Annotated in this window: 12 protein-coding genes; 1 reads left to right on the forward strand and 11 read right to left on the reverse strand. The window is 59.0% G+C overall.

Features of this window, described 5'->3' with window-relative positions; translation table 11 throughout:
* Window positions 1-79: 79 nt before the first annotated feature.
* Complete coding sequence (gene gerQ, locus ET33_RS09080) at window positions 80-538, forward strand: spore coat protein GerQ (RefSeq protein ID WP_036679587.1); 459 nt, start codon at window positions 80-82, stop codon at window positions 536-538.
* A 67-nt stretch (window positions 539-605) separates the two neighbouring features.
* Here the strand turns inward: gerQ and lplT are convergent, their stop codons facing one another.
* The 11 genes from lplT to ET33_RS09135 all read right to left on the reverse strand — a co-directional run bounded on the left by lplT (window position 606) and on the right by ET33_RS09135 (window position 13,147).
* Window positions 606-1,841 (reverse strand): lysophospholipid transporter LplT, encoded by a 1,236-nt coding sequence (gene lplT / locus ET33_RS09085; protein WP_036679591.1) that lies wholly within the window; start codon window positions 1,839-1,841, stop codon window positions 606-608.
* Window positions 1,838-3,967 (reverse strand): AMP-binding protein, encoded by a 2,130-nt coding sequence (locus ET33_RS09090; protein ID WP_036679594.1) that lies wholly within the window; start codon window positions 3,965-3,967, stop codon window positions 1,838-1,840. Before ET33_RS09090 ends, lplT begins: the two co-directional genes overlap by 4 nt.
* 214 nt (window positions 3,968-4,181) lie before the next feature.
* Window positions 4,182-5,036 (reverse strand): metallophosphoesterase, encoded by an 855-nt coding sequence (locus ET33_RS09095; RefSeq protein WP_036679599.1) that lies wholly within the window; start codon window positions 5,034-5,036, stop codon window positions 4,182-4,184.
* Between the two features lie 96 nt (window positions 5,037-5,132).
* Entirely contained in the window at window positions 5,133-6,113 is a 981-nt protein-coding gene (locus ET33_RS09100) for an ABC transporter ATP-binding protein (RefSeq protein ID WP_036679603.1), read from the reverse strand.
* The gene (locus ET33_RS09105; RefSeq protein WP_081890258.1) at window positions 6,094-7,107 is read right to left on the reverse strand and encodes an ABC transporter ATP-binding protein; all 1,014 of its coding nucleotides are present in this window, start codon (window positions 7,105-7,107) and stop codon (window positions 6,094-6,096) included. Before ET33_RS09105 ends, ET33_RS09100 begins: the two co-directional genes overlap by 20 nt.
* Window positions 7,108-7,121: 14 nt before the next feature.
* Window positions 7,122-7,931 (reverse strand): ABC transporter permease, encoded by an 810-nt coding sequence (locus ET33_RS09110; protein WP_036679608.1) that lies wholly within the window; start codon window positions 7,929-7,931, stop codon window positions 7,122-7,124.
* Between the two features lie 12 nt (window positions 7,932-7,943).
* Window positions 7,944-8,885: an ABC transporter permease gene (locus ET33_RS09115; RefSeq protein WP_036679612.1), complete on the reverse strand. Its 942-nt coding sequence runs from the start codon at window positions 8,883-8,885 to the stop codon at window positions 7,944-7,946.
* 110 nt (window positions 8,886-8,995) lie between these two features.
* Entirely contained in the window at window positions 8,996-10,549 is a 1,554-nt protein-coding gene (locus tag ET33_RS09120) for an ABC transporter substrate-binding protein (protein ID WP_036679616.1), read from the reverse strand.
* A 287-nt stretch (window positions 10,550-10,836) separates the two neighbouring features.
* Window positions 10,837-11,571 carry an MBL fold metallo-hydrolase gene (locus tag ET33_RS09125; protein ID WP_036679619.1) on the reverse strand — a complete coding sequence of 245 codons (735 nt, stop codon included), beginning with the start codon at window positions 11,569-11,571 and terminating at the stop codon, window positions 10,837-10,839.
* Window positions 11,568-12,437, reverse strand: coding sequence for a MurR/RpiR family transcriptional regulator (locus ET33_RS09130; RefSeq protein ID WP_051775198.1), 870 nt, complete (start codon window positions 12,435-12,437; stop codon window positions 11,568-11,570). The genes ET33_RS09125 and ET33_RS09130 overlap by 4 nt, the downstream gene beginning before the upstream one ends.
* Window positions 12,434-13,147, reverse strand: coding sequence for an HAD family hydrolase (locus ET33_RS09135; RefSeq protein WP_036679622.1), 714 nt, complete (start codon window positions 13,145-13,147; stop codon window positions 12,434-12,436). Before ET33_RS09135 ends, ET33_RS09130 begins: the two co-directional genes overlap by 4 nt.
* Window positions 13,148-13,607: the final 460 nt, after the last annotated feature.

Genomic DNA, 13,607 nt, shown 5'->3' on the forward strand with positions numbered 1-13,607 from the left:
CCCACACCATAGTATGAATGGTGTGCTCCAGCCCAGTCGAAACCCAAATCAAGCGAAGTTTGAAGGAGGATAACGAGCGATGTATACCAATCCGAAGAAAGCAGTACCGACTCCATACGGCGCCGGTTACCCGAGCCCCGGCCACGCCCCGATGGGGGGACATCCTACGGCGCAAGCGGTGCCGCCGATGGTTCCGGCAGGCTCGATGATTACCGCAGCAGGACAGCCGGTGCCGACGGCGGCCGCGCCGACCACCCCGGGCCAACTGCCGATGGAGCAGTCCTTCATCGAAAATATTTTGCGCCTCAATCTGGGCAAAATCGCTACGCTGTATATGACGTACGAGAACAACACCCAGTGGAACGCCAAAATTTTCAAAGGACGCCTGGAAGCCGCCGGCCGCGACCATATTATCATCAGCGATCCCAAAACCGGCATGCGCTATTTGCTGCTGATGGTCAACCTCGACTACATCACGTTTGACGAACCGCTTCAGTATACTTACCCGTACGGCGCGCATCCGATGCCGGGACGTTAAGCGCATGAAAGACCGGGTCCTGCCAGGCGGCGGGGTCCGGTCTTTTTTTCGCGTACGAATGCGGGGATTATGCGCGGGAATCCGCAACTGCGGCGCTTCTCCGCTTCAGCATCACGGCCTGGAACACAAGGTACAGCACGAACAGCGCGAGCACCAGCCCGACACCGTAAATCGACGTCTCCACGCTTGTTCCCGCAGCGGTCGCCTGCGTATACGCCCGCACGCCTGCGAACATCAGGACGTTCTCGAACAAGTTTTGTACGGCAATCGTTTTGCCTGCGCCGATCTTCGGGTTACCCACCTTCTGCAGCACCGAGTTTAGCGGTACGACGTAGACGCCTCCGGCGAAACCGACCGCTAGCAAAATGAACACCGTCACGTACAAATTGCCCAACATCGGGAAAACGAGAATGAGCACGACCATCACGACGCCATACACGTAGGAGTTCAGGAACTTGTGCGCCGGGACAAGTTTAGGGGCCATCAGTGCTCCGGCCATAATGCCGATCGCCGTGACCGCAATCAGCATCGAAATCTGATCGACTCCGTGAATGCCGAGGTGCAGCGGAATCCAGGAGATGACCGCCACGCGAATGACCGACGACGTCATCCAGAACGAGCTGGTGCCGATCAGGCAATAGCGGGCCGTCCGGTCCCGGAACAGCCGGGCGATGTCTTTAAAGAACAAGATCGAATCTTTGACGTAATGAATGTTCGGGTTCCCCGCGACCCGCGGAATCGACAGTGACAAAAGCAGCGCGGTCACGTACAGCAGCATACAGGCGACAATGCATACCGTCAGCGACTGCTTCGCCAGAATGCCTCCGCCCACCGTACCGGCCAGAATGGCGATGATCGTATAGCCTTCGATCTTGGCATTCGCCTTGAGCAGATCGGAATCGAGCTGCTTCGCGTCCGTGGCGGAGCGGCTCAAAATTTCGCCGAGGATGCCGTACTTCGCCGGGCTGTACACGGCTGCGCCGATTCCGATTACGGCATAGCTTAAGGCAGGCTCGAGACCGAGCAGCAGCCCGACGATCCCGAGCGCTTTCAGCGCGTTGCCGATCAGCAGAACGACCGACTTCGGATGCTTATCCGCAAAGCTGCCGACGAACGGCGCCAGAACGACGTAAGCGAACAAAAAAGCTTGCTGCACGTTGCCAATATACGATTCGGGATAAGCCTTGGCCCGCAGCATCTCAATGATCGCGAACAAAATGGCGTTATCGGCGAACGCGCTCCAAAATTGCGAAACGAGCAGCGCATGGATCGGCTTGAGTCTGAGTTTGTTCCATACGTTCATACGGCGTTCGCTCCTTCGTCTGCCGCCGGCTCTTCGGCCAGCTTCTTGAGTGCCACATAATCCGGCTTGCCGCTGCCCAGAATCGGCAGCTTCTCGACCCGCACCAGCTTGGACGGGGTCATGAGTTGAGAATGCCCGTGATCCTTTACGAATTGCTTGATCGTCTGAATCTGATGCTCTTCCTGGGTCACGAACAGAATGATGCGTTCGCCTTTGCGGCTGTCCGGCACGCTGACTGCAGCTACATTCGCATCCCGGTAGCAGCTTGCCGCAATCTCCTCCACTTGGTTCAAGGACACCATCTCGCCGCCGATCTTCGCGAACCGCTTCACCCGGCTCACGATCGTCACGAAGCCGTCTTCGTCGAGCTTCACCACGTCTCCGGTATCGTACCATTCAGGGCATGGCTTAAAGCCCTCTTCATGAAGCAGGTAGCCCTTCATTAAGTTCGGGCCTTGAATCAGCAGCTTGCCGCCTTCCAGCCCCGGCACCGGCTCCAGCTTATATGCGATGCCCGGGAGCAGTTGGCCGACCGTGCCTTTGCGGTGCCACATCCGGGTGTTCATCGCCACGACCGGCGACGCTTCCGTCGTGCCGTAGCCTTCCACCGGGCACACATGAAACTTGTCGACCCACAGCTGCCGGACTTCGTCCTTCAGCTTCTCGGCTCCGGCGATCACGCAGCGAAGTGATTGAAAATCGTACGGATGCGCCGCCTTGCCGTACGCCGCCAGAAACGTCGAGGTGCCGAATAGAAATGTCGCATTTCGATCGTAGGCCAGCTCCGGAATGACTTTGTAATGGAGCGGGCTCGGGTACAGGAACACCTTCACGCCGTTCAGCACCGGAAGCACCGTCACCAGCAGCCCGAGGCTGTGGAACATCGGCATTGCGTTGAAAAAGACGTCCCGAGCGTTAATGTCCATCACCGTGCGCGTCTGCTGCATGTTCGCATACAGGTTCGCATGGTCCAGCACGACCCCTTTCGGGACGCTTTCGCTGCCGGAAGTGAAGAGCACGATCTCGGTATTCTTCACCTCCGCCTTCCGCTTGAGCAAGAAATCCGCAAAGCCGGACAGCTTATCGGTCATACGGAGCGTGTCCTTCATGTCTTCCAAATACAGCACGCGGTACTTGTGGCCGAGACTTTCGATCATCGGCGTCAGCTTTCCTTTGTCGACGAACTGTCTGGAGGTCAGAATCGTACGGACGGAAGCGGTTTCGCAGGCGATGCGCATGTTCTTTTCCCCGGCCGAAAAGTTGAGGATCGCCGGCCGTTTGTCAAGCTTGAACAGCGCGAACAAAACAAGCAGATGGGCGGCGGAATTCGGCAGCAGGACGGCGACGCCCGACTCGTCTTTCAGTTCGGCCGCAAGCTTTCTGGCAAATACGTAGGAAGCGGTCAGCAGCTTTTTATAAGTAAACGTCTGGTTTATATCCTCGCACACCGGGAAATTGTACCCGTGATGCTTGGCGGCGGTCAGCAGTTCGTTGAACAGGTTGATCCCGGTCTTCACCCGGCTGCTCACCAGCTCGGCCTCCAGCTTCTTCTGGATTTGCGCCGCAGCGCGTTCCTTTTGCGATTTCATCAACTGGGTGCGGTCGTAATCTAGGGTAAACGGATCGCCGATCTGCACGGTCACCTTGGGGAACCATACCTGCCGGATTTTATGCTTCAGGTAAGAAAACTTGGACCGTTCCGGGCCGTTCAAGGCAATCGGATACAGCGTCGCACCCGTGCGGAGTGCAATGTAGCCGACGCCGCTGTATATTTTCATCAGCGAGCCGCCGCTCGCAGTATTGACGCGCCCTTCCGGGAATACGAGGAGCGGAGCCCCTTTCTGCACCGTCTTGACCATCTGCTTCACGGAGTACGGATTCATTGGATCGACGGCAATATGTTTGCGCAACCGGATCAATGGGGCGAACCTTTTGGCAATGCGCGTGTTCACGACGAACGTGACTTCTTCCGGCAGCCGCGTAGCAAGCAGTGCCGCATCGATCAGCGACAGATGATTCGGAATCAGAATGGTCGGTTTGCGGAAATCTAGCTTTTCCAAACCGCTGAATCTCGCTTGAAATAACAGGTTGAGTACGATTCGGGCCAACCATTTTACCAATACCATAGCCATTCCCTCCGTCGGTGCTTTATGTTTTTTTGCGATTAGTTCTTAGCACCTGGTCTTAAATCTTATTGTACGCGAATTCGACAAAGCGGGTAGTACTAACTTTGCGTAGTACCTGATGCGTACAACATCCTATTCCGGAAGAATGAAAAAAGAAGCGCCTCCAACCGCTTTCGCCGCAAGAGGTGCTTCCTCTGTAAAATAGACGGATCAATTATGAGTTCAGCGGACTACGCTCCTCAAGAGAGGCCAACTCGATCACGGACAACGCCTTCGCTACCTCGGTCCGCGCATCCCCCGGATTCGACCATTCCCGGGTATAGCCGAGACAGCTGCATACGTACAGCGTGCCGCCGAAGGTCTGCCGCTTCCGGTAATGCACATGGCCGCAGACGGCCAGCTTCACGGAGGAGGCGTACGATTCGATCAGCTTCCCGTACTGCTCGCTTCCGAGAAAGGCGTTAAAGTAGCCCCACACCTCGGACGCGTACGGAACGGTAAAATAACGGTGCGGCAGCACGTGAGTCATCACGATGACCTTTTTGTCCCGAAGCGCGCTTAGCTGCTTGTCCAGCTTCTGCACGAAATAATCGCAAACCTCCGTCGTCGGCCGGTCCCACAGGGCAAACAGGCTGTCCTGCCACGTCCGCTCGCCGAGCGACATCCGGTCAAACTCCTCCTTTGTGTAGCGGTCTGCGCCGAACGAGTAATCGTACCAGCCGATATCTCCGACGACGGCCCATTCTTCATTGATCATGTAGGCGCCGTTCGCAAGGTTCCCTTCGAACGCCTGCAGCTCGCGGTACGAATCCCACGCTGTACGTTCCGGGTCGTGGATGTTCCACAGATCGTGATTGCCCGGAACGAACAAGCAGGGTATGGATAACCGCTCCCGGATGTACCTGAGCGTCTTCAGCGTCGTGGCGCTGTTGTTGGATATATCTCCGCCGATCAGCAGCAGATCCACCTTCTGCGCAAGTGCCGCTTCGCAGAGCGCCTCCTCGACCGGAACGGAGCAGCCGGGGTTATTGGTATCAATATGCAAATCCGACAAAATGCCGATGTTCAAAAGGGTTCCCTCCTTGTTCACCTGTAGGCTTGGGCGGATCGGATGGCGATGGCGGCTTCTGTAAGCTGCGCTCCGCCACTCCGATGCGAATGCTGCTTAAGTCATCAGGCAGCGCGCGTAATGGTCCGGGCCGACGGACTTCCACTCCGGCGGCACATGGGCGCATTCCGCCACCGCCTGCGGGCAGCGCGTATGAAACGGGCAGCCCGCGGGCGGATGAAGCGGGCTCGGCACCTCGCCGCGGAGCACGATGCGTTCGCGCCGCTCCCCGTCACGTACGGACGGGATCGCCGAGATCAGCGCCCTCGTGTACGGATGTACCGCGCCGCGAAACAAGGTTTCAGCCGGCGCAAGCTCCACAAGCGTGCCCAGATACATAACGGCGACCCGGTCGCTCATGTACTGCACGACGTTGAGATCATGCGAGACGAACAGCGTCGTCAGCGCGAAGCGCCGCTGCAGCTCCTTGAGCAGATTCAAAATTTGCGACTGCACCGACACGTCGAGCGCCGACACCGGCTCGTCCGCCACGATGAAGGACGGGCGCAGCATAAGCGCCCGGGCGATGCCGATGCGCTGGCGTTGACCGCCGCTTAATTCGTGGGGATACCGGGAGGCGTAGCCGCGGTCCAGACCTACCGTCTCCAGCATGTCGCGGGCCTGCTGCCTGCGCTCGGCGCTTGATCCGATCCGGTGAACGCGAAGCGGTTCCTCCAGAATCGAGCCGATCGTATGCCGTGGATTGAGCGACGCGTACGGGTCTTGAAAGATCAGTTGAATATGCCTGCGCATATCACGTATTTCGCGGCCCCGCAGCGTTGTCAGCTCCCGCCCCCGAAAGCGGATGGACCCAGAGGTCGGCTCCAGCAGCCGCGCAAGCAGTTGGCCCGTCGTCGATTTGCCGCAGCCGCTTTCTCCGACGAGGCCGAGCGTCTCGCCGCTGCGGATCTCGAAGGAGACGCCGTTCACGGCGTTCACCCATGCTCTGGGCTTGCCGAAGCCTGCGGCGGCCGGGTAACGCTTCGTCAGCCGGTCGATGGCCACCAGCGGTTCAAGTTCAAGCGAGCTGATACTCACGGACGGACGGCCTCCCTTCCTCGGCAAGCAAGCAGCGGACCTCGTGTCGGTCCGCGATCATGCGGCTCGCCGGCTTTACGCCGGAGCAAGCCGCAACGGCGCGGTCGCACCGGGCCGCGAACGGGCAGCCTCCCGAGCGCTCCTCCGGCGGCGGCACGCGCCCGGGAATCGCATACAGCGCCTCGCCCCGCTTGTCCGGCGAAGGGATCGACCGCAGCAAGCCGGCCGTGTACGGATGGGCGGGCGAGCGGAACAGCTCCGCTGCCGGAGCCGTCTCCGCCACCTGTCCGGCGTACATGACGGACACGCGACTGCACATTTCCGAGATGACGCCGAGGTCGTGCGAGATCAGCAGCACCGACGTACCCTCCGTCCGATTCAAGTCCTGCAGCAGCTCCAAAATTTGCGCCTGCACCGTCACGTCGAGCGCCGTCGTCGGCTCGTCGGCGATCAGCAGCTTCGGCCAGCACGCCAGCGCCATCGCAATCATGACCCGCTGCCGCATCCCGCCGGACAACCGATGGGGATATTCGCGCATCAACTGCTCCGCGCGGGGCAGCCCAACTTTTTCCAGCATCCCTACGCTATGATTATACGCGTCTTTGCGGGACATCGCCAAGTGCAAACGCGGCCCTTCCATCAGCTGTTCTCCGACCGTAAATACTGGATTGAGCGAGGTCATCGGGTCTTGGAACACCATGGCGATCTCCCTGCCGCGCAGCCTGCGCATTGCCTCCGGCGACAGCTGTGTCAGCTCAGCGCCGTCGTAGTCGATCGCACCGCCCGCGATTCGGGCACCGGCAGGCAGCAGTCCCATCACGGCCTGGGCCGTTATGCTCTTGCCGCAGCCCGATTCCCCCACGATGCCGACGATTTCCCCGCGCCCGACCGACAGCGATACCCCTTCGAGCACGGCGCGCATGCCCTGGCGGGTCGGAAGCTCGATATGCAGCTCGTCCAGCCTCAAAAGAGGCATTTCTTTTCCTCTGGCCATGGTTCGTTCCCCCTTCATCGTTTCGGGTCGTTCCAATCGCGCAGCCCGTCGCCGAGCAGGTTGAAGCCGAGCACGGTCATCGTAATCATAAGCCCCGGCGCCAGCGTGTACCACGACGCTTTCGCAATATAGCTTTGGGCCTCGTTCAGCATGCGTCCCCAGCTCGGGTCGGGGGGCTGAATGCCGAGCCCAAGGTAGCTTAGTCCGGCTTCCGCGAGAATCGCCCCCGAGAAGCTCATCGTGGCCGCCACGATGAACGGCGACAGGATGTTCGGAAAAATGTGGCGGAACACGATGGCGAGCGGACCCGCCCCGATGCCCCGCGCCGCCTTCACAAAATCCATCTCCTTGTACTGCACGAACCCGCTGCGGACGATGCGGGCAAACCCGGGTACGGCCATCAGGCCGATCGCCAGAATGGTATTGGTCAGGTTCGGCTGAAACACCGCCACCAGCATGAGCGCCAGCAGCAGCCCGGGAAACGCCATCATCGCGTCCATCAGCCGCATCAGCGCTTCGTCCAGCCAGCCGCCGACATAGCCGGCAGCGGCTCCGACGAGCAGCCCCCCGGCCCCTCCGATCAGAACGGTCAGGAAGCCGACCTGAAAGGCCGTCCGGGAAGCCGTCATCACCCGGCTTAAGATGTCCCGTCCGAAATTGTCCGTTCCGAGCAGGTGCTTCACCCCGGGAGCGAGAAACCGTTCGGCCGGATTCATGCTATTGACGTCGTAAGGAACATACAACCAGCTAACCAGCATGAGCGCCAGCATCGCGCCGACCAACGCGCCGCCCACGATCAAATGAACGTTCCGATTTCGTATCATGCCGCTCTTCTCCTACTTCAACCGAATTCTCGGGTCCAGCACCCGGTACAGCATATCGACGGCAAAATTGATCGCAATGACCGTCACGGCCGTGAATAAAATCATCCCCTGCACAAGCGGAAAATCGCGGGCGCCGATCGAGGAAACAAGCAGCCGCCCGAGCCCCGGCAGCGCAAATACCTGCTCGACCACCAGGCTGCCGCCCAGCACGTCGGCAAAAATCATCCCCATCACCGTGACGACGGGAATGAGCGCGTTTTTCAGCACGTGCTTGTACAGCACCACTCGTTCTCTCAGTCCCTTGCTGTAGCCGGTCCGGACGTAGTCCTGCTTGAGCTGCTCCAGCATCGTCGTCCGCAGGTAGCGCACCACGACGGCGACCTGCGGAATCGCGACGGCCAGCGCAGGCAGGAACAGGGAGCGCAGCGCTTCCAGCGGCGAATCCGACCACCGAACGTAGCCTCCGGCCGGAAACCAGCGGAAGGTCAAAGCGAACAGCAGCACGAGCAAAATGCCGAGCCAAAACGACGGAACGGCCAGTCCAAGCTGGCTGAGCAGAGAAATCCACCAGCCGGACGCCCGGCGCTGGGACTTGGCCGCCGCAATGCCGAGCGGCACGGCGATGACGATCGTTATCGCCATGGACAGCACCGCGAGCGACGCCGTCACCGGCAGACGGTCCAGAATCAGCTCCCCGACCGGCCTGGAAAACTTGAGCGATTCGCCAAGATCGCCAGAGACGACGCCTCCGAGCCAGCTCGCAAATTGCTCGCCGAGCGGGCGGTCGGTGCCCAGCTTCGCTTCAAGCGCCACCACCTGCGCCTCGTCCGCCTCCATCCCGAGAATGGTCAAGGCCGGGTTCCCCGGAATGATCCGAAAGACGGCAAAGGTCATCATCAGGACCAGCAGCACCGTCAGCACGAACGTAAAGGCTCTCCGCCATGCGTACGTCACGTCGCTTTCTCTCCTCTCCTGAAAAGTTGCGCGACTTCTGAGACCGCTTCGCGAGCGGATCGTTTTTTCCAATTGATCCGCCCGCTTAACTCGTCATTTTGCGCAGCTTGTTACTTCACACGGTGAATCGTGGACATATCCTGCACGTAAATCGGGTACAGCTTATAGCCGTCCAGCTCTTTTTTCATCGCTACGGTGAAGTTCGGGTCCATGATATAGACGGCGACGGCGTCTTTGGTCAATAGTTTTTGCGCGTCTTTATAAAGCTGCGCCCGTTTGGCGTCGTCTAGCTCGACCTGGGCCGCCTTGATCAGCTTGTCGTATTCCGGGTTGTTGTAGTTGTAGAAGTTCGACTTGTAGTCGGACGCGTAGCGTACCAGCACCTCGTGCGGATCGAGCTTGCCCGTCAGCCCGATAATCGTCATATCGTAGTCGCGGCCTTTGTAGATCCGGTCCAGCCAGACGGCCCATTCGACCATTTCGATTTTGGCGGTGATGCCGACCTTTGCGAGCTGCTGTGCTATGACCTGCGCGGTATCGACATGGAATTTGTAGTTGGATGGCACCGAAATCGTCGTGCTGAAGCCGTCCTTTAGCCCCGCTTCGGCCAGCAGGCTTTTCGCCTTGTCCACGTTCACGTTGTAAGTCGATTCCAGACCTTCCTGAAAATATTTCTGCATGACCGGGCTCATGTTGGAGCCAAGCTTCGTTCCTTTGCCGTCAGCCACGACTTTAATGATTTCATCCGTGTCCACGGCGTAATTGACCGCCTGACGCACGCGCGGGTCATCGAACGGCTTGCGGGCGATATTCATCGTCATGAGCTGGACCATGTTTTGCATGCCTTCCACATAGCGGAATTGATCCCCCAGCTCGGCGATGCGTTCGTTGCCGAGCCGCGGATACATGTCGATGTCCCCGGATTTCAATGCGAGCAGCGAAGCTTCGGCATCCGGCATGATGCGAAACTCGACCTTGTCGAGGTAAGGCACGCCTTTGATGTAATAGTCTTTGTTCTTCTCGATCACGAGCTTCTGGTTCGGCTGGAACTCGACAAACTTGAACGGCCCGGTGCCGATCGGCGCTTTATTCTGGTTGTCGTATCCCTTTGGCAAAATAGCGGCCGTGAAGTTGCTCATGAACGAGACGTCGTTCTTTTTCAGCTTGACGGTAACCGTCTTGGCATCCGGCGTATCGACGGCTTCGACGTTCGCAAAGGCGCTGGAGAGGGGCTTGCCCGTATCCTTGCCCATCAGCCGCTCGTACGAAAACTTCACTTCCTCCGCCGTCACCGTCTTGCCGTTATGGAACTTGACGCCGTCGCGCAGTGTGAACGTATACGTCAGCCCGTCAGGAGAAACCTTGTATTCCTGTGCGACCGCGGGCTGCAGCTCCCCTTTTTCGTTGGGCTTCAGCAGACCTTCGAACACGTTGAACATCATCTCCTGCGTCCCCGAAGCGACGGCCAAGTGCGGGTCGAGATAGTCCGGGTCCTGCGGAACGGCGACGACGACGCTGCCGCCCTGCACGGGCTCTTTGGCAGCTTCGGCGCCGGTCGTCGGCGTCTTGGCCGGGTCGCCCGAGCCGCAGGCGGACAGGACGGTGACGGACAGCAGCAGAGCGGCAAGCAGCAGGGGGGTCCTTCGCAATCTTTCGGTTAGCATGGTTTCTCCTCTTTTCTATCCGTTGTTTTTATTTCTTCCAGCTGTATTACAGCTTGGACAAGGCGTTGAGAAGGTGGTTTTTGACTTAAATAGAGAGATACATACGGAGGTGGGGTATCTACTGGAGAAGCGATAGCGGCCGCCTTTGTCTTCGGGAAATGTCCGCTGTTAAGCGGCTTCCAATAAAAATTTCCCGATGACAAGAGCGGTCGGAAGTAGATACCCCACCCCCTCGTACACCTCTATCACCTCAATTCAATACTTTCTCAACGCCCACTCCAGCCGTATTACAGCCGATATTGATCGCCCGTGCGGGCGAGATCAATCGGTCCATGATACGTCTCCTGCGCTTCCCGGACAAGCTGGCCGAGATCGCCGTACTGGGGAAGATGCGTCAGCACGAGCCGCTTCGCTCCGCACTGCGAGGCGAGCCTTCCCGCTTCGCCGGCGGTCAGGTGTCCGCCGATTTTGCCGAAGTATTCATTGTACAAATTGCTTTCGCAGAGCAGTAGATCCGCATTCCGGCCGATTCGCACCAAATCGTCGTTCCAAGCGGTATCCGCCGTAAACACAAGCGCCTGCTCCCCATGCTCGATGCGCATGGACAGACACGGAACAGGATGAGTCGTATGCCCGAAGGTCCAGGTCAGATCTCCCAGCGTAAGCGTATCTCCTACCGCAATGACATGTGAGTGCATGTACTCTCCGTAAGCGAGCGTTGCGAAGGCCTCAGGGTCCGCGTCGTGAGCATATATCTCGATCGGCTTCGTCCTGCGGCCAAGCTGCATCAGGATCATCGCCGCATGCTGAAGGCAGTACACGTCGGCGATATGGTCGGTATGGTAGTGCGTGAGCACGACCGCATCCAGCTCCTCCAGCGGCAGATACCGCTGGAGCTGGGCGAGCGCGCCGGAGCCGCAGTCCAGCAGCACGTTGACCGACTCGGTCTGAATCAAATACGACGCCGACGCGGAATCCGCAGCCGGATAAGCGCCCCACGGGCCCAAAATCGTCAATTTCATTTCGTTGTCCCCTTTCCGTTCGGTCCGGTCCACCCGGACGATTCCGTTTCGAACATCCGGAACTTCCGTTCCATCTCCACCATATTGCGCTTGATCCGCTCCAAGTCGAGCTGGGCCATCTTCTTGATCAAAGCATTCGCCAACGCGAGCGGCGCCACGTACGAATCGAGAAAGCCCCGCGAACGGGTCGCGGCAAGCAAATACACGTCGGCCAGCTTGGCAAAAGGCGATACCGGCGAGTCCGTCAAGGCGACGATGCGCGCGCCCTTCTCTTTTGCCGCTTCCGTCAAGTGCCTCGTCGTCTGGCAGTAGCGGGGAAACCCGGAGACAAGCAGCACGTCTCCCGGCCGGAAATGCGCCGCATATTCCGCCGCCTCGCCTTGCGGCACCAGCCGGGCCTGGCCGAGCATGTAATGCATGATGTAGGCGAGCGGCGCCGTCACCGTGAGACCGGCGCGCCAGCCTGCCGTATACGTGCGCTCCGCGTCCAGCAGCAGCCGGACCGCCTCCTCCACTTTCGCCTCCTGCTTGAGCGCAGCGGTCTCGCGGAGATTGTCGATATCCTGCGCGAACAACTCGTCAAGCCACGTCGCCTGCTCCTCCTGCGCCGTCTCCAGCAGCCGCTGCACGGGACGCGCCTGCAGAAACTGCGATTGCAGCTCGCTCTGCAGTGCGGCGTAGCCTTCGAAGCCGAGCGTCTGTGCGAGCCGGTGCACCGTAGCCTCACTGACGCCGGCCAGCTCGCCCATCTTTTTGGCCGGCAGCACGGCCGCCTGTCGGATGTCCTTGGTCATAAAGTAGGCGGCTTTCTTTTGACTCGGACTCAGCGAATCGAATAGTTGCTCGATCTTGCGCTCTACGCTCATACGCTGTGCTTCCATTCCTTTCTTTGCAAATAAGCGGGCAGCTCCTGCACCGACGCAAGGACGGGCTCATGCTGCACCTCTTCGATGCCGGTCCGGCCGAACCGGTTGATCAGGCAGCATTCCATCCCCACCTCGCGGCAGCCGACCACATCGTCGTAATAATTGTCTCCGACGTAGCAGCACTCCTCCGCACGTACGCCCGCCTGCCGCAGCGCCAGCTCGAAGATGGCCCGGTCCGGCTTCTCGACGCCTACCTCCGAAGAAACGATCACGTGGTCGAAATACGGCAGCAGCCCGGTATCCGCCAGCACCTGTCTAGCGCTGGAATCCCAGTTGGAGATCAGACCGATGCCGTAGGACGCCTGCTTCAGCTCCTCCAGCATCTGGGCCGCGCAAGGATACGCCGCCCAAGGCGAACGGCGATCCGTCCGCAGCTCGTTCAGCCGCCGCCACTGCTCCTGCAGATTGAGACACAGCCCCAGCCGGTAATTCAGCACGCCGAGGTACCACGGGAAGAACGTCGCCGCTTCCCGGCCGAGGACGCCGGGGTATTCGCGCATGAACAGCTTGTCCGCATAATGGTAAGCCAGTTCGATCTCCCGCAGCTTCCTGGCGATCCCCTGCTCGGCCAAATAAGCCGCAAACCATTGTTCCCTTTCCAAATAAACTAACGTATACCCCAAATCGAACCACACAAACGTCGTTTCCATGCCTTTCCTCCGCTCCGTTACCCGTCAAGAAGGAAATCCTTCATCTTCCTTCACTTTGTTGTATTCTCTACATCTTCACTTTATCCTCCGATTGTTTGCGCAATGTTAAATGAATCCAAAGATGGTGTGAAGACAGCGCGTAAATAAAGCAACAGGCCCATGCCTAATGACATGGACCTGCCGAATAATCCGATTCCGCACCTATCTTCCTTTTGTCTTGTCTCCCCGTTTCGCTGCGTCCGATGGATATGCCGCCGAGATTCCTGAAAATAAAGGAACTGATGTTCGTTATTCAGAGGTTTTGGTCGTCATTCCGAGCAATAGAGGAACCTGGTTCCTCTATTAAGACGGATGGTGCCTGATAGCCCTGATTTATGCCGTCGTGGCGGGACAATAGATCACCGGAGTTCCTCTATATTTCAGAATGGGGCTGTTGGAAGCACCATAGCGCATCTGGGTT

Origin of the sequence: Paenibacillus tyrphae (assembly GCF_000722545.1) — a bacterium.
GTDB lineage: Bacteria > Bacillota > Bacilli > Paenibacillales > NBRC-103111 > Paenibacillus_G > Paenibacillus_G tyrfis.

Bases quoted from the DNA above. Each gene is read 5' to 3' on its own strand.
- ET33_RS09130 (WP_051775198.1), bottom strand. From the start codon at position 12,437: ATGAGCGTAGAGCGCAAGATCGAGCAACTATTCGATTCGCTGAGTCCG.
- ET33_RS09120 (WP_036679616.1), bottom strand. From the start codon at position 10,549: ATGCTAACCGAAAGATTGCGAAGGACCCCCCTGCTGCTTGCCGCTCTG.
- ET33_RS09110 (WP_036679608.1), bottom strand. From the start codon at position 7,931: ATGATACGAAATCGGAACGTTCATTTGATCGTGGGCGGCGCGTTGGTC.
- ET33_RS09090 (WP_036679594.1), bottom strand. From the start codon at position 3,967: ATGGTATTGGTAAAATGGTTGGCCCGAATCGTACTCAACCTGTTATTT.
- lplT (WP_036679591.1), bottom strand. From the start codon at position 1,841: ATGAACGTATGGAACAAACTCAGACTCAAGCCGATCCATGCGCTGCTC.
- gerQ (WP_036679587.1), top strand. From the start codon at position 80: ATGTATACCAATCCGAAGAAAGCAGTACCGACTCCATACGGCGCCGGT.
- ET33_RS09135 (WP_036679622.1), bottom strand. From the start codon at position 13,147: ATGGAAACGACGTTTGTGTGGTTCGATTTGGGGTATACGTTAGTTTAT.
- ET33_RS09105 (WP_081890258.1), bottom strand. From the start codon at position 7,107: ATGGCCAGAGGAAAAGAAATGCCTCTTTTGAGGCTGGACGAGCTGCAT.
- ET33_RS09125 (WP_036679619.1), bottom strand. From the start codon at position 11,571: ATGAAATTGACGATTTTGGGCCCGTGGGGCGCTTATCCGGCTGCGGAT.